Genomic DNA, 17,828 nt, shown 5'->3' with positions numbered 1-17,828 from the left:
CAATATTCATGCCAAAGTTTAAAATGGCTTTAATAAAGGGTTTTTATCATACCTTCCTTAACTTTTATTCAATAACGACAACTATCGACAACGAATTTCAGGTGTTTAATATCATTTTTGAATACTTTCTTGTTTTATTCTGTGAAATTGTTTATAATGATGAAAAAGGAGGCTTATATGAAAAATAAAATCAATTCAGATACACTTCCGGAACATTTCTATTTAGATATTCTAGAGAATCTTTTTTTATGTGTCTTTGTTAATGATGAGTCTGGAAGAACAACTTACACAAATCCTGCGATGATACGTCACTATGGTGTAATGCCTCATTACTTAATAAACACTTATCCCGAGTGGGGATTTTGGGAAGGCATTGTTTTTCCACCGGCTTACAAGCAACTTATGAAAGAAAAGCGAACTGTTTTTTATAATCAATTAAATCTCATCACCAATAATTGTAATACTACTATTAATACGCCTGTTATGAAGAATGATTCTTCTAATCGCGTCGAATTCATGGTACAGATTATTCAGGAAGACTTTTTAAAAAAAGATTTGAGTATCAATTCTGATAGTCGAAAGGAGTTGTCAAACCTCCAAACTGATCTTATCGGAAAAAATCATTTTTTTTGCGCCCTAATTAAGGACCTGGAAAAAATAGCAGATTCGGATATGCCAATTCTTCTACTAGGTGAAAGCGGTACCGGTAAAACATATATCGCAGAGTATATTCATAACTATAGTTACCGACAGGATAAACCTTTCCGCTCCATTAATTGTGGTGCTATTCCATCTAATCTTCTTGAAAGTGAATTATTTGGTTATACCTCTGGATCTTTTACCGGGGCTAATACAAAAGGAAAAAAGGGGCTTTTTGAATTAGCTGAAGGTGGAACGCTCTTTTTGGATGAAATCGGTGATTTACCCATTGATTTGCAGGTTAAAATTCTTCATGTATTGGAAGATGGAAAATTTATGCCCATTGGAAGTACTGTACCGATTCATTCAAATGTTCGTATTATTACGGCAACCAATAAAGATTTAAAGAAATGTATCGCAATAAAAACTTTCCGTGAAGATCTTTATTGGCGTATTAACGCCTTTTGCACTGTAATCCCACCTTTACGGAAACGACAAGAAGATATTATCCCGCTTGCACAATATTATCTTGATAAACAAAATAGAAAATATCAGACGAAAAAAGTTTTTTATCCACAGACATTGGTGATATTAGCGATGTACCATTGGCCAGGAAATATCCGTGAACTCAAAAACGCCATAGAACGTATCTATATTCTCACCGGAGGAAATATTATTTTTGAGAATCATATACCGAAAGAAGTTTATCATTTCAATATCAAAGATAAAAAATATTATTATACGTATAACGAAATTATTAAACAAGCCGAAAAAGTAATAATTATGGCCGCCTATACTTTGCACGGCACAATAAATGGAGTAGCACAGGCATTAAACATTTCACAAGGACGCGCATACCGAATGATAAAGCAATATGGCAACTAAATCTTGGAGGCAAAAGAATGATTAATTTTCCACATAATGATGAGTATGATCAATATCTTAATGCTATTGATGATAACTACTTTAAACGAGTATTGGACCATCTTGGCCTACCTATTTTTGTTATCAAATCAGACAATCAATTGATCTATTCCAATCCAGAAGGCAGTATCTGTTTACAAAAATTTGGCCTTAAAGAATTAATGGTGTTTTTCAACATGGGTATTCTGCAGGCAAAAGAATGCCTTCACACTATCATTTATCAGCATGATAAACCCCTTGACGAAGGGTTTTCAAGCAGCATCGTTACCCCGATAATTACCTGCAAAAAAAATAAAAGTCCGGCTTATTATATTATTATCATTCAAAGGGTTATTAAAAATTTTGATGGTGATGCTCAAATAAAAAAACCACACTTGCGCGTGAAAAATAAAAAAAATCGCGATATTATTGGTCGCAGTCATGAGTTTTTATATCCGCTTATCCAATTAGAACGAATTTCACGCTATGATATTGCTATTTTACTTTTAGGGGAAAGCGGAACGGGTAAAACAATGATTGCTGAATATATTCATAACCGCAGCAATCGATGTAACGCTGCCTTTATGTCTATTAATTGCGGAGCTATTCCAGCTGAATTGCTTGAAAGCGAACTATTCGGCTATGCTCCGGGTGCCTTTACCGGTGCAAATCACAAAGGAAAAAACGGCCTTTTTCAACGCGCAGATGGTGGTACTATTTTTTTAGATGAAATAGGTGATATGCCTTTAGATTTGCAAGTTAAACTGCTTCACGTTTTAGAAAATAGTACTTTTGTTCCCATTGGCGGAAATGAACCTATAAAAGTAAATGTTCGAATAATCTCGGCAACTAATAAAAATCTTTTGGAATGTATAAAAGAGCAAACATTTCGAAACGACCTTTATTGGCGTATTAATTCTTTTATAGAAACCATTCCACCTTTAAGAGAGCGCAAGTCTGATATTGTTATATTAGCACTTTTTTTTCTTAAAGATTACAATTTAAAGAACAATACTAATAAATTATTTCATCCTCTAACATTAGAGGCTCTTTCCCATTATCAATGGCCTGGAAATGTGCGAGAACTTAAAAATGTTGTTAAACGGATGTGTGTGCTGACTGAGGGACCCATTATATATGAAAATATTATTCCGATGGAAATCCGAGAGGAGATCGATGAACCAATTGAAAGTAGTTTTTCGTTTGACGATTTGATTGATCAAGTTAAAGCGGTAGTCATTCAATCTGCGTGTAAAAAAAACAAAACCTCCGCTGCTGTTGCCCGTGAGCTGGGCATATCCCAGCCAACAGCTTATCGGCTGATAAAGACTTATGGTCCATATAATTGTTTCACCTGATTTTTTTGAAATCCCTACTGTGAAAAGTTCCGCTTAACGTGATCAAGTAAAATTGTAACACCCTTTCACTTAATAATGAAAAATTTACTTCAAAATCAGAAAAAAATCACATTTTTTTAGAAAAATGAAAAAAACCGCTTCGCAGATGGCTCTGCAAAGCGGTTTTTGTGAGTTTAAATTTGGTGCCCCTTCAGGGATTCGAACCCTGGACACCCTGATTAAGAGTCAGGTGCTCTAGCCAACTGAGCTAAAGGAGCATAATGGTGCCGAAGGCGGGACTTGAACCCGCACGTGATTTCTCACAACGGATTTTGAGTCCGTCACGTCTGCCAATTCCATCACTTCGGCGAAATTATTTTTAAGCTTTTGAAACTGATTGCCCATGCAAAAACAAAACATTTAACGTAAAATCAAGGCATTTGATTCTCCGACTGTATTGCTTCATCACTTTGACGAAATACAAATATTTTTCTTACAAGACACTGTTAAAAATAATAACACATTCTAAAATAAAAGTCAAATCTCTTTTGAAAATATTATCTTGTTTTTGTAAAAATTAAAAGATGACAAAATTTTATCTTGTTTTTTCGAAAATATAAGGTACTATGTATATTAGTAGTAACACGATATTTATATCATTTAAATCATCAAAGTATCAAAAATTTCGATTTAAAACAAGGAGGAACTAATGAGTTTATTTGAAAACAATAAAACCTTAGCCTACAAAGAATACCGAACATTTGTCAATGAGTCCGTACTTGAACTCATTAAAAAAACACCAGATAAAAAATGCAATGGTTGCATTGATTTTATATATAATGAAGAAACCGCCACTGCCTATTGTGAAGCGCTTGAAACATCCTGGCCGGTCAAAAACCCAGAGATTGTTCAAAGACTTACTGATTGTTATATTTGCGATCTGAAGGCTTCCAAAAATAAAATATAAATAGTTGGGTTACTACAAGCCAGTTGGATCAACTGGTCTTTTTTTGCTTTTTTTATAGGCAGACTCTATTTTTTCACAGCATTCTATTTCTGAAAAATCTTCGGTTGAAATTTGAAAATCACAATCTTCATAGTATTTCCGACGCTCTGCCATCAACAATGTTATTCGTTTTAATGGATCCTCTGTATCTAGAAGTGGTCGTGTTTGGTCCCCCTGAATGCGCTTGAAAATAGTTTCAGGTCGACAGGTTAAGTTCACGACAAAGGTTTTCGTTCTTAAAAGTTTTCGATTTCGCTCAAATAAAATAATTCCCCCTCCGGTTGAGATAACTGCCTTTTCCATGTTGATCACTAGTTTTAAAGCGTCATGTTCGGCTTCCCGAAAAACACTTTCTCCTAAATTATTGAATATTTCTGAAATTTTCATTTTGGCCGCGGCTTCAACCAATTCATCCGTGTCGATGAATACATATCCTAATCTTTCTGCCAGCAATGGTCCGATGGTGGATTTTCCGGTTGCCATAAAACCAATGAGTGCAATGCGTTCTATCTGCTTAATCTCCATTTTATTCCATTCCTTTTATTAGTAATGCTTTTCCCTGTTCTGGATTCGGAAAAATACCGGTCCACAATTCAAACGCCAGAAGCCCCTGATACAACAGCATTTCCAATCCATTTTCGATCAAAGCCCCGGCATCCTGGGCATCCTTGAGTAATTGGGTCTTTGGCGGACTGTAAATCATATCGTACACCAGTATACCTTTTTTAATTAAAGTCTTCGCAAGCGGGGTTCTTTCCGGATGATCTGCCATTCCCAGACTGGTGCCGTTGACAATCACGCTAACATTCTCAATGACATCTCTTAACGATGATTCTTCCATGGGAATTGCCCGGGCCTTGCCTAGCCAGGTTTCATTAATTTGGCCGGCCAAATCAACGGCTTTTTCCAATGTGCGGTTGGTGATGATCACTTCATGAACACCCCAGTCAGCCAATGCCATAGCCACGGATTTTACCGCTCCGCCACAGCCTAAAATCAAAATGCTTAAATTTTCTTTTTGAATATCCCCCAGTTTTTTTTCAATAGATTTGATAAATCCGAAGCCATCGGTGTTATAGCCAATCATTTTCCCTTCCTGACACACCACTGTGTTCACTGCTCCAATTTTCCGAGCCAGGGGGTCGATTTCATCCAAGTATTTCATAATATCCATTTTGTGTGGTTTAGTGATATTGAATCCACCAAAATTCAACAATCTAAAACCAGCCATGAGCTTTTCCAAATCCTCGGATTTCACTCCCACCGGCAGATATATGGCATCAATCTGATTTTCTTTAAAAAGCCCATTGTGTAATTGCGGGGACAGACTCTGGGCAATGGGATCTCCAATCACCGCATATAATTTGGTATTCGCTGTTATATTCATTTAGCCTCCTGTACGCTCGGTTTTTATTACTTGGCATTGTATCATAATGTTTTATTACCGTAAACAACCCTTCGTTACCAATTTCTATTTATGTTCAATTTTCAATAAATGTTCTTTGCGCAATCTTCTTCCTGTGTTATACTTTTTAGGAAAAAGAAAAAACGGAGGTTACTATTTGGACAATCGAAAAATAATTCAAGTGAACGATAAAGTTCCCTTAAAGCAGCTTTTACCCCTTAGTCTGCAGCATATGTTTGCCATGTTCGGTGCATCAGTGCTTGTACCTTTCCTATTTGGCATCAATCCAGCCATTGTGCTTTTAATGAATGGTGTGGGTACCCTGATTTTCATGTTTATTACCAAGGGAAAATCGCCTGCATATTTGGGCTCAAGTTTTGCATTTCTGGCTCCTGCCGGCATTGTCATCGCCACCTGGGGCTATTCTTATGCCTTAGGCGGATTTGTTGTTGTCGGTTTCTGTGGATGCATCCTGGCGGGTATCATTTATAAGTTTGGTATCGATTGGATTAACGTCGTTCTCCCCCCGGCTGCCATGGGTCCTGTTGTTGCCCTGATCGGTCTTGAATTAGCCAGTACCGCAGCCAGTACTGCCGGTATTGTAAGTCAGACAACTTATGTCCTTGATGAGGCTACCGGTATGTATGAACAAGTCATCACTGCCATTAATCCTGAAAACGTTATTGTTTTTCTTGTCACTCTGGGCTTTGCAGTGTTTGGATCTGTCTTATTCAAAAAATTCCTATCGGTAATCCCGATATTGATTGCCATTATCGCTGGTTATATTTCAGCTCTGGTCACTGGTGTAATTGGTCCGGCGACTTTTCAGACGGTAACCGATGCACCCTGGTTTTCCCTGCCGAATTTCCAGTTTCCCCAATTTAATCTGGAAGCCATTATTATTATCCTTCCGGTACTGCTGGTCATCGCTTCCGAGCATATTGGACACCAGATTGTTACCGGCAAGGTTATCGGCAAGGATTTATTAAAAGATCCCGGTCTGCACCGGTCTTTATTTGCGGATAATTTCTCAACCATGCTATCGGGTTTTATCGGTTCTGTGCCAACTACCACCTATGGTGAAAATATTGGTGTTATGGCAGTGACCAAAGTCTATAGTGTCCGGGTTATTGCCGGAGCTGCGATTTTGTCCATTATCTGTTCCTTTGTGGGCAAACTTTCGATGCTCATCAGCACTATTCCCGGACCGGTCATCGGCGGCATTTCATTTCTGCTTTATGGTATGATCGGTGCTGCCGGAATTCGGATTCTGGTGGATGCCCAGGTGGATTACGGCAAATCAAGAAACCTGGCCCTGACGTCAGTCGTTTTTGTTGTCGGCCTTTCCGGTGTTGCCATTAACTTTGGCAGTATTAAACTCAGTGGGATGGTTCTTGCCGCAGTTGTGGGCATGATTCTCAGCCTTATCTTTTTTATTCTGGATAAGTTGAATCTTACCAACGACCGTGAAGAGGAGCATTTATACGATCAGCCTTAAAAAGCCGAAATTTTTGGGATTGATTTAGAAAAGCACTTACTTTTCTAAATCAATCCTCTTTTTTTTGCAAAAGTATGGACATCAGCATGATCATCTGGATATTGGTGTTGTAAAATATGAAAAATTCCATTATACTTATATAGAAAGTAAAGTGAATTTTTTCTTAATAAAACTGTTCATCATACTAAATAATATAGCTAAATAATGCTATTAAGGGGAAAATATGGATGTTGCTATGAAAATTGCAGTATTAATCGATGCTGATAATGTGTCGGATAAATATATTAAATATATCTTTGATGAAATTTCCAATCATGGGATGCCAACGGTCAAACGAATTTATGGTGATTGGACAAAACCCCAATTAGGCTCCTGGAAATCGGTACTGCTTAATTATTCAATTACGCCCATTCAGCAGTACAGCTATACCACAGGTAAAAATGCCACCGATGCGGCCTTAATCATCGATGCCATGGACATTCTGTATTCAAAAAATGTGGATGGCTTTTGCATTGTTTCCAGTGACAGTGACTTTACGAGGCTGGCCGCCCGCTTAAGGGAAGCCGGGATGTATGTTATGGGTATGGGCGAAAAGAAAACCCCTACCCCGTTCATCTCGGCTTGTGAAAAATTTAAATATCTTGAGGTTTTGGCCGCCATTCCTTCCGATTCTTACGCCACCAATGGCACTGTTGAAAAACCCGAAGCACCAAAAGAGAGTATGGCAAATACAAAGGATCTCATTGAATCCATAAAAACAATCATCACCGAAAGCTCCGACGAGGATGGTTGGGCGAATTTAGGGGAAGTCGGATCCCGACTCAATAACCGCTATCCTGATTTTGACACCCGTAACTACGGTCATTCAAAACTTACGCCACTTTTATCATCGTTAAAACAATTTGAAATCCAATCACGTAAAAGCAGCAAATCTCATGTTACCAGTTATTTTATCAAAAATAAACCGAAAAAATAAGTACTGCTTGAGAAAACATAAATAAAGGATCAGGATGTGGAAATGATGATATACCGTTTTAATCATGATGTTTTAATCGTTGATGCCCTTGAAAACGTCAATGCCCTCGAGGGCAAATCCCATTTATGCATATTTAATTTAAACGAACTTGAGTCCGTCAGTCCAGATCTTGGCATCAGTCCTAAAATCGTAGCTGAATGCCTAGAGGGCATCACATCTAAATTTGAAAGCCATGATGGTTTTGATTTTGTCACCCTGAATATTCCCGAAGCCATCAATGAAGGGGGCAAACCTCATCGGCTCTGTATTTATTTTACGGATAAATTCCTCTTATTTGTCAGTGACCATGATGATTTTTTCAAAAACCTCATTTTCGATATTGAAGCCGAAAAAATTAAAAATATCAGCCCGGGAAAAATAATTCGTTTATTTTTTGACAAACTTACGTTAGATGATCGATTTATCCTTGAAAAAATTGAACAGGAAATTGCCAAGCTCGAAGAAGATTTGATTATGTCTAAGACGGATGAACTAATCCCTTTTCTGATTGCTTTTCGAAAAAAGCTTCTGAGTCTGAAGCGCTACTATGAGGAACTTTTGGAAATTTCAGAATCGATTGAAGAAAATGAGAATGAGTTAATTGATAAAAAGGAATTGCGGTATTTTAAAATTCATACGAATCGCGTCAACCGGCTTTACAATGGCGTTGTTAACCTTCGTGACTATGGCTCCCAGATAAGAGAAACCTATCAGGAGCAAATGGATATTAATCTCAACTATGTCATGAAGGTTTTTACGGTAATCACTTCGATTTTTTTACCGCTGACGCTCATTGTCGGTTGGTATGGGATGAACATTATCATGCCCGAATTTCATTGGGAATATGGCTATCACTTTGTTATCGTTTTATGTCTTGCAGTTGTAACCGTAACCCTTATTTATTTCAAAAAGAACAAGTGGTTCTAATGAGCCACTTGTTCTTTTTTAGTTCTATAATCCCATCAAAACTTCAACCTCATGGGATTTTCCATCATCGATGAGATTAATGACGTTGCCCATTGATATCTTTCCGTCAACTGAAATTTTTTTAACGCCCTTGCTGAGCCCTTCAGGATTATAAACCTTGATTTCATATTTTGTTCCCATGTAATTGTAACTCATTTGATATTCTTTCCATTTATGAGGAATACATGGATCCATAATCAGTCTGTCGCCATTTTTCTGGAAGCCCAATATATACTCGAGTCCCGCCCGGTACAGCCAACCTGCGGCTCCGGTATACCAGGTCCAACCACCTCTTCCGGTGTGAGGATAAACCGAGTAAACGTCCGCCGCCACCACATAGGGCTCGGCCTTGTATCTGAAATATTCTCTAAAGTTTTCAGTATGGTTTATCGGGTTAATGAGTTCGAAAAGTTCCCAGGCTTTGTCGCCATCTCCCAGTTTGGCAAAGGCAATGATGACCCAGGCTGCGGCATGGGTATATTGTCCACCGTTTTCTCTGACACCTGGAATGTACCCTTTAATGTAACCGGGATCGAGGTTTGATTTCTCAAAGGGTGGTGTCAGCAGCTTAATTAATCCATCTTCTCTGGATACCAGGTATTGCTCCAGGGAATGCATGGCTTGGAGAGCCCGATCGTGATTTCCCGCACCTGAGATCACTGACCAGCTTTGAGCAATGGAATCAATCATACACTCGGTATTTTTATTAGAACCCAAGACCTGGCCATTGTCAAAATAGGCCCGTCTGTACCAGTTGCCATCCCAGCCGCTGGTTTCAATGGCTTCTAACACAGTTTCTTTAACCCGCTTGTATTTTTCAACTTTTTCATGATCTCCGGTTTCCCGGCATATGGGAATAAAGAGATCAAGATTTGAAATTAAAAACCAGCCGAGCCAGATGCTTTCCCCCAGCCCCTTGTTTCCCACAGTATTCATACCATCATTCCAATCCCCGGAACCCATCAGGGGAAGACCATGATTTCCGAACTTCAGGGAAATCTCAATGGCTCTGATGCAATGTTCGTAGAGGGATGCGGTTGACGCTGAAATCCTTGGAATCCCGTAGCGTTCATCTTCAAATTGTTTAAGTTCCAAATCTTCTAAAAATGGAATCTCTTCATTTAATATTTCCCAATCTCCGGTGATTCGAATATATTCTGCCGTCACATAGGGCAGCCACAATCGATCATCTGAAAAATGGGTTCGGGTTCCCTTTCCAAAAGGTTCATGCCACCAATGCTGAACATCTCCTTCGATGTACTGATGTCTTGCATGGAGCAAAATTTGGGAACGACAGGCTTCAGGCCATAGGTGTGCAATTGATAAACAGTCCTGAAGCTGATCCCTAAATCCGAAGGCCCCTCCTGATTGATAAAAACCGGATCTGGCCCATAATCGACAGGATATTACCTGATACTGAAGCCATCCATTCAGCATCAGATTCATGGAATTGGTTGGGGTTTTCACCTGAACGATCCCCAGTTTATCTTTCCAGAAATCTTTGACCTCGATTAATGACTCTTTGGCATTCTTTACAATTGTAAACTTTCCTGCGATCTCACTTATTTCTTTTAGATTTGATGCCATTCCCAGTAGAAAAACCACGTTTTTTCGTTCATTTGGATAAAGTGTAATCTTCACTTGAATGGCGCCGCAGGGGTCAAATCCTGTACCCGTTGCCCCTGAAAGAGCCTCATTGAGCAAACTTTCAGGCAGGCGCATATCACCGACGCCAAAAAACTCATTGCGATCCCCGCTGACTGAACGCTCTCTGATTGAAACATCCATGAAACAAATTTTCCCAGGAAACTCCTCATTGTATGGATTTTCGATTAATAAAACACCGGATTCATCCAGACTTGTTTTTATATGCAAAGCAGTGGCCTGATCACTTACACCCATGACCGGTCTGATATAATAGGTTAACGTTAAATCTCGCTTGAGTTCTGATTCATTTTTTAAATTAAGGATACTTATTTTCACCGACTCTTCAACATGTACATGCTGGGTCAATCGTTGTTTAATGCCATGACTGGTATGCTCAAATACAGAATAACCGAAACCATGGCTCACGGTGTATGGTTCTTCTTCTCGCACGGGCTCGGCTGTCACCGTCCATACTTCCTGGGACTCTTCGTCGACAATGTAGATTGCTTCCCCCGAACTGTCTGATACCTGATCGTTAGACCAGGGCGTCAGTTTATTTTCACGGCTGTTTTTATACCAGGTATGTCCTGACCCTACTTCTGAAACGATGAAACCAAACCCGGGGTTTGCTATGATGTTACACCATGGCAGTGGCGTATTTTCGTCTTTTTTCAGTTGAATCACATATTTGCTGCCATCCAGACTAAATCCTCCCAGGCCGTTGTAAAATAACAGTTCCTGCTCCTCGATGACCGGCATGAGCAGTTCTAAAGGTGCTCTGGTAGGCTGTCTTCTGGCTGGCAGAAGACGGTTTGGAGATCGCCTTACCTGATCGGTCATGGTTCCGCCACCACCAACCAGAATCATTCTGGCCACCGCATAAAGCAAATTGATATCTTCTTTGGGAATGGTCTTCACATCCATGATAAAAATATCCCCGGTTTTATTCACAATATCATGGTTCTGACTTGCTAATATGAAGTCAGCGATGAGGTGATACAAGGGCAGGGCATAATCATGTTCCTCCTCGCTCAGTATCACCAAATCAACTCTCAGCTCTTTTAAGCGCCAATAATCATGGGCTTTTAAAATCTCATACAATATTTCCATCTGATTGGTGTTATTTATTTTCACTACGACCACCGGTAGATCTCCGGAAATACCATAACGCCAAAGTGAGGACTGTCCCTGTTTATTCGCCCCGATCATATCCTGAAAACTGCGTTTTAAAGGACTGATAAAGAGAATATCGGAAATCATATCCTGATACAATTCCATTTCTGTTGCATCCATATTGAGATACTCAGCTTCGACCTTGCTTCTGGCAGCCGCCAGCTTGAATCCTTCTTCAATGGCATCCGGCATTGCATATTTATCGATGAGTTTCAGGAGTGTTTCGTTATTTTCACTGACGGCATTCAGAAATACAATCTGGATTGTTTTTTCTGATTCAATTTTTACTCTTACCCGAATACTCATCACCGGATCCAATACGGGTCCGCAGGTATTCGTAAGGGGTTTTTCATGCTCCATAACAATGGGGTCAATAGGACTATTTCCCCTGCCGATCATTTGCATCCGGTCTGTTTCATACTGAATATCTTCAAGCAGGCTTTCATTAACCACAACTGCATTGGCCATCCACATTTTATTCTCAGTATCCAATCGTGGCCGTCTGTTTGCAACAATACATTTCCTTTTCGGGCGTATGCTGGTTTCTACGAATAGATTACTAAAGGCCGGATGCGCCAGATCTGCGCCCTGGGTTGCCATAACCACTTCATAATAGCTTGTTAATTCCAATACAATGGATTTTTCACCTAAATTTTTTAGGGTAATTCTGCGGATCTCAACATTATCTCCAGAGGCAACAATTATCTCTGTTTTCGTTTCAATTTCGCCGTCCAGGCGTCGAAAGGTTGCTTTGTCTGTGGTAAAATCCACCTGATATTTTTCCGGCATTTTATTTAAAGGAGCATAGGTGGCCGACCAAACCGTATTCGTACTGATATTGCGCAGATAAAAGAACATCCCGTATTGATCCAGGGTACTGTCTTCCCGCCAGCGCGTGAGCATCCCCAGCTTATCTTTGCTGTATCCGGTTCCTCGATCGGTGATCATAACCGAATAATTGCCGTTTGATAATATATGGGCATTGGGCAGGATGGGATCTGGTTTTGTGAATCTTCTTAGCGTATTGGTTTCTTCGATGATCAATTCTTTGTGGGGAACTAATTTTTTCTGAGTCCGGCTGATGAAGATGATGTTGGAAGCAACTTTTTCCTGTAACAATAACTGGGCCGCACGGATTTCCGGATTTTTATGAAATCGTCTTTGCATAATATTTTTGTGCAGACAATTATCCAATGCCACCAAACTCATCCCCTGATGATGGGACATGAAGCTTTTTATAACTGCTCGTTTGTTCTCATAAAGCAGTCGATCAGCCGTATAGTCCGCGGCTTCATAAAATCCATAAGGTCCTTCCAGTCCCTCTTCCTTCAACAGCTTAATATTCTTAACCGCAGCCTCAGGATCAACCTGAAGTGCTAAGAAGGTTGCATAGGGAGCAGTAACCGCATCTTCAATCAATCCTCGTTTCAGACCAAGCCAGGGCACACCAATGGCCTTGTATTGATAGTCACTGTTCTTATCCAGTGAATTAAAACCTGATTCCGATGTTCCCCATGGCATTCTCTTTTGGTGGCCATATTTTTTCTGACTGCGAATGACGAAGGAATAAGTTTCGTCGAGCAATGTATTTTTATAGCTTTTCATGATTAATAACGGCATTAAATATTCAAACATTGTCCCCGTCCAGGAGATCAGACCTTTGTAGTGATCCATGACCGTTAATGACCGCTCCAATTTATACCAGTGCAACGCTGGTATTTTTCCCTGTGCAACACAAATATAACTGGTTTGACGGGCTTCGGAGGCCAGTAGATCATAGTATGAATTACTTAATTTGTTTTCTTCGATATTGTATCCAATACTGAACAATTCTCTTTTTGTGTCATATAAGGGTGAAAACTCCATGGCATCGGACAAAGCATTGATTCTTTCAATCAGGGCTCTGTATCGTTTAATAAACTGTTTGGTTGTTTTGATGACTTTATTCAGTTTATCCTCTAATTCAAATAACCATGCTAACCCCTCGGTAAAGTCTCCCGTTTGTGAATTCTCAATAGCACTAATTAATCGATTCACACACCTCATCTTAGCCTTATACACCATAGCTAAGTTGTTAAGGGTACTGTTGTGCTCAAGCATCCCAAGCAATTCAGTCATATTATCACTGAAATTACTGCCCAGGTCTTTCTGAAGCAATTCATCTGGCACCTTTTCCATAACTTCAACCCCCGGCCTAAATTGCTGTAAGTCTTTTTTGAATGTTTTGAGCATTTGCTCAATTTTTGTGCGCCAGTTTCCTTTTGGGATATCTTCCAATCCATGTCCAAGCAGGAGCTCGTTGAGGGCCTGGTTCCAAAGTTTCAGATTTGTTTGACCCGCACATGGAAACCCATGAATCGCACGCACTTTTTCATATGCTGCATAACCCTCTTTCCCCGCACAGTATAAGGTGTCCCTGATCCCATTTGAAAACTGAACATCAACAATTGGACAATCAAGATAATTTTTCAGCCCTTCGCTGACTGTGACAAGGTAACACAGCAGGTTTCCACTATCCACTGTTGATATATACTGGGGTTTTAATGGTCTTAACGTCTGAATATCGTACCAGTTATACAGGTGACCGTTCCATTTCTCCATTTTTTCGATGGTTGTGATGGTTTTTTCAATGAGATTCATCATCTCGCAGGTTCCGATAAATCCGAAATCTCTGGCGCATAATACTGCCATAAGTCCCAGACCAATGTTTGTTGGGGATGTTCTTAATGCCATACATCTGGGGGGATCCTCCTGATAATTGTCTGGAGGAAGATAATGAGTATGAATACTGGTGAATTCCTCGAAAAAGCGCCAGGTTTTTCGGGCAATTCGACCCAGTTCATGCCTGTCATTTTCAGAAATCTTTGGCTGTAAAGCGCAATAATCCTTACTGATCCAATATGCGATAACAGGTGCGATTAACCAGGCACCAAAGAAAAGCAGACCGAGCAGCATTAATTCCGGTTTAAAAAATACAGTCAGTAAAAAAACTATCAGACCTTGCAGCAAGGATGCTCTCATATTCAGGAAATAACTTTCCAAATCATTTCTCTGGGACTTTTCAATATCATCCGAGGTGACCCATTCCAGCAGATTTTTCTTTGTGATAAAAACCCGTACCCATGTCACCGAAATTGCTTTAATCATCAGCCATGCCTGATACGGTAAAAATACAAAGCTCAGCAAAAATTGCATAAACAAAGCTTTTATGCCATGCATTAACGGCATATAATTTTTGATCCGTTCAAATTGAAAACGCAGGGAGATTACATATCCAATCACACCGATAATAAGCGGAAATGCCAGAGTAACAAGAAAAAATCCCAGCCAGAAGAAAATGCTCCCAGGCAAAATACTGAAGCTCAGAAATACCAGAACCATCAGCGATACGGTGATCAAGCTTCTTCTCAGATTATCGAAAATCTTCCAGCGGGACAGAAGCGAAAGCGGATTTGCAATTTTGCTGCCATGACGATTGCAAATTTTTCTGTTCAAAAACTTAATCAGCTGCCAATCCCCTCTGACCCAACGATGTAATCTCGCTGAATATGAATTATAACGGAGTGGATAGGAATCGATTAGTTTAAGATCCGTAACCAAACCGGTTCGCACGTAAGACCCTTCGAGCAAATCGTGACTTAAAACGGTATCGTCACAGATGGCATCTTTCATTGCGCTTTGAAAAACCCTCAAATCATAGATTCCCTTTCCGTTATAAATCCCCTCTCCGAAAAGATCCTGATAAACATCGGATACAGCAAAGGTATAGGGGTCGATTCCTTCCTGTCCGGTAAAAATCCGGGCAAAATGAGTCTTGTTTGAACTTTCATTATCAACCTCTATCTTTGGCTGCATCAAACCAAACCCCTCAACCACAACGCCTCTTTCGGTATCAATCACAGGCCTGTTTAATGGGTGCGCCATGGCGCCAATCATTTTCTTGGCCATGCCATTAGGCAAGGCTGTGTCACTATCCAATGTAATAATATATTTTGTGTTCAAAAAAGGCGGTTTTTCAGAGGATGAATACGCAAAGCTGGTGTCTTGGGAACCTAAAACAAGATCATTGAATTCGATGATTGCGCCTCGTTTTCTTTCCCATCCGATCCACTTATTGTTTTTTTCGTTAAACTGACTGCGGCGATGGAAGAAATAGAATCGATCTTTTTTTCCATTTGGATATTTTTCATTCAATTCCTTTATTCCCGCTAAGGCAGCCCCGATAATCCGATCGTCATCCTCCCTCTGACCTTCATCCGAATCTCTAAATGCTCCGATCAATGTAAAATAAAGATTTTCTTCCCGATTCGACAAATAATGGTTTTCGAGTTTCTCCAGGAGTTCTTTTAATCGATTTTCATTTGGAATCAGGGTTGGCACTGCCACAATGGTACTTAAGCTTTCGGGAATACCGTCTTTTAATTCAAGTTTTGGGAAAAAGGAAGGTTTTAAAGCATGACTAATGACAAAATTCACCATTTTCACGGCAATTTCAGATGCTGGAATCAGCACCGCAATGATTGCCAATAATGAATAAAAAAGCACATCTGATGTTGTCGAAATAACGGAATACTGCACCGCTGTCCCAATAAGTACCAGGGTAATAAGACCAACAGACCCAATATACAGGAATCCGAAGTTTCGCAGCCCTGATCTTTTTTCTGCTGTCGATGACGAACTATCTGTTTTTTTCAGTGTGGTTTCAAGAACATCAATTCCTGTACCGATTAAATAATGGCCCACATGCCAGGTCTTTTGATATTTTGTTTCGCACATGTTCTTGACATCACATTGCCGATAGGCATCCAAGGCCATTTGCACAGCCAGATTAGAAATATAAAGTTCCGAGACGTTGTATCTCAGTGCCAGTTCCTCGACTTTAGTTTTATAATAACTTCGGGTAGGCGGATCCATATCCGGGTAGGTCCCATCCGGGTCATGTTTTAAAATGAGCTCCACAAAGCTTATCGTGTCAAAAATATCTGCCCAGTTTAATGATGAGAAATAATGAAGACTGGTGATGCAATTACTCATGGAGACGGTCATCATTGACTGTATATTATGTTCATTTTGGATGATTTCCTCGGTGGTTGAACCCTGCTTTACAAAATTCTCATCCATTGCCTTTATGATTCCGGCATAGCTACGGCCTGATCGTCTTAAATGGTAAAATAAATGATCGATAAAATAGGCATTCTCTTCATTAATATCCCGCACATTATCACTAAGTAATTTCGTAATTCCTTTTGTATCCAAATCTTCGATTTCAAGCCACTCTTCAAAAATCTTATCGGCTTTATGCCACTGTATCTGTATGCTTTGAATATTTTCACATTCATGCCTTATTTTTTCGATCAGCGCAAGCTTTAACATCATCGGCACCGCTACTATTTCTCGTTCAAGAAGCACATCATGGGACTGATATTCCTCCATGAAGTGCAAAAATTTTTTTTCATCAACTTGACCATTTGTCTGATCCACAAGGTCCTTTGCCAGAGCATATATTCGGGTATGCCCCTTTGACGGACCAGAATTTAAAATGGGCAACCTCAGGTAGCTGCGTTTATCCAAATCGCGCTTGATGACCTGAACCTCTTCATCAATCACATAAAAATTATCCAGCAGCCATTCTGCGGAAGGAGGAACCGCCTGTTTTTTTTCGATATCATCGTTCAGCTTTTTATATACCGCCAAAATGTACTTGTAGTTATCGGTCATTCTCGAAACGGGCCATTGATAAAATTTTCTTCTATTATTAAAATAACGCCCAATAACCGTCTTTTTCTTATCTCCCTCGAGTTCCTCACTGGAAATTGAGACACCCTCCTGGCTTAGTTTCTTGTAGCCTTCTGAGTCGACTAAAATAAACCAGAGAAAAGCAATAATGCACGTTATTAAGATTATTCCTTCAATTAATATTATAAAATAAGCATTCATTATTTTTCCTTTCATAAATTTTCTTTAACTAGGAAATAACGAAACTACTGTGAGCTTCGCTGCCAGTTTACACGAAACAACCAGAAGAAATCGCTACGCGAATTTCTTCGAGGTCGCGGGCAGTCGCCAACTACAAGCAAGCTTGTGATTGGCTCGTTGCCTTCGCGAATTTTTCCACTCTCCGTCGGACACTCTTCGAGATGTCCGCCTCGACGTTACAAAATTGTTTGTGAAACTGACATCAAAGCAATCTAGTTTTCTTTTATAAATATTTGTGTTAAATTTAGCCCTGCTTATTTTTT

The 17,828-nt window shown here is 39.7% G+C and carries 9 protein-coding genes and 2 tRNA genes; 6 read left to right on the top strand and 5 right to left on the bottom strand.

Annotated features, from left to right (window positions below; translation table 11 throughout):
* Positions 1-177 precede the first annotated feature (177 nt).
* Positions 178-1,524, top strand: coding sequence for a sigma-54 interaction domain-containing protein (locus tag AKG39_RS10460; RefSeq protein ID WP_050740343.1), 1,347 nt, complete (start codon positions 178-180; stop codon positions 1,522-1,524).
* 17 nt (positions 1,525-1,541) lie between these two features.
* Entirely contained in the window at positions 1,542-2,900 is a 1,359-nt protein-coding gene (locus tag AKG39_RS10455; RefSeq protein ID WP_050740342.1) for a sigma-54 interaction domain-containing protein, read from the top strand.
* Positions 2,901-3,080: 180 nt separating this feature from the next.
* Here the strand turns inward: AKG39_RS10455 and AKG39_RS10450 are convergent.
* Positions 3,081-3,157, bottom strand: a tRNA-Lys gene (locus AKG39_RS10450).
* Between the two features lie 4 nt (positions 3,158-3,161).
* Positions 3,162-3,248 (bottom strand) — tRNA-Leu (locus AKG39_RS10445).
* Positions 3,249-3,588: 340 nt separating this feature from the next.
* Here AKG39_RS10445 and AKG39_RS10440 point away from each other — a divergent pair.
* Positions 3,589-3,846, top strand: coding sequence for a hypothetical protein (locus AKG39_RS10440; RefSeq protein ID WP_050740341.1), 258 nt, complete (start codon positions 3,589-3,591; stop codon positions 3,844-3,846).
* A 12-nt stretch (positions 3,847-3,858) separates the two neighbouring features.
* Here the strand turns inward: AKG39_RS10440 and AKG39_RS10435 are convergent, their stop codons facing one another.
* Positions 3,859-4,410: a shikimate kinase gene (locus AKG39_RS10435; RefSeq protein ID WP_050740340.1), complete on the bottom strand. Its 552-nt coding sequence runs from the start codon at positions 4,408-4,410 to the stop codon at positions 3,859-3,861.
* A 1-nt stretch (position 4,411) separates the two neighbouring features.
* The gene (gene aroE, locus AKG39_RS10430; protein WP_050740339.1) at positions 4,412-5,272 is read right to left on the bottom strand and encodes a shikimate dehydrogenase; all 861 of its coding nucleotides are present in this window, start codon (positions 5,270-5,272) and stop codon (positions 4,412-4,414) included.
* Between the two features lie 175 nt (positions 5,273-5,447).
* On the opposite strand from aroE, the gene uraA reads away from it, so the two are divergent.
* The 3 genes from uraA to AKG39_RS10415 all read left to right on the top strand — a co-directional run bounded on the left by uraA (position 5,448) and on the right by AKG39_RS10415 (position 8,730).
* The gene (gene uraA, locus AKG39_RS10425) at positions 5,448-6,788 is read left to right on the top strand and encodes a uracil permease (protein ID WP_050740338.1); all 1,341 of its coding nucleotides are present in this window, start codon (positions 5,448-5,450) and stop codon (positions 6,786-6,788) included.
* Positions 6,789-7,011: 223 nt separating this feature from the next.
* Positions 7,012-7,764, top strand: coding sequence for an NYN domain-containing protein (locus AKG39_RS10420; protein ID WP_050740337.1), 753 nt, complete (start codon positions 7,012-7,014; stop codon positions 7,762-7,764).
* Between the two features lie 42 nt (positions 7,765-7,806).
* A complete protein-coding gene (locus tag AKG39_RS10415; protein WP_050740336.1) occupies positions 7,807-8,730 on the top strand; it encodes a magnesium transporter CorA family protein in 924 nt (307 codons plus the stop codon).
* 24 nt (positions 8,731-8,754) lie between these two features.
* Here the strand turns inward: AKG39_RS10415 and AKG39_RS10410 are convergent, their stop codons facing one another.
* Positions 8,755-17,541 (bottom strand): glycoside hydrolase family 94 protein, encoded by an 8,787-nt coding sequence (locus tag AKG39_RS10410; protein ID WP_242852593.1) that lies wholly within the window; start codon positions 17,539-17,541, stop codon positions 8,755-8,757.
* Positions 17,542-17,828 lie beyond the last annotated feature (287 nt).

Origin of the sequence: Acetobacterium bakii (genome assembly GCF_001263355.1) — a bacterium.
Taxonomy (GTDB): domain Bacteria; phylum Bacillota; class Clostridia; order Eubacteriales; family Eubacteriaceae; genus Acetobacterium; species Acetobacterium bakii.
Note: the sequence above shows the minus strand (reverse complement) of the source record. Positions and strands in the feature narration are given on the sequence as shown.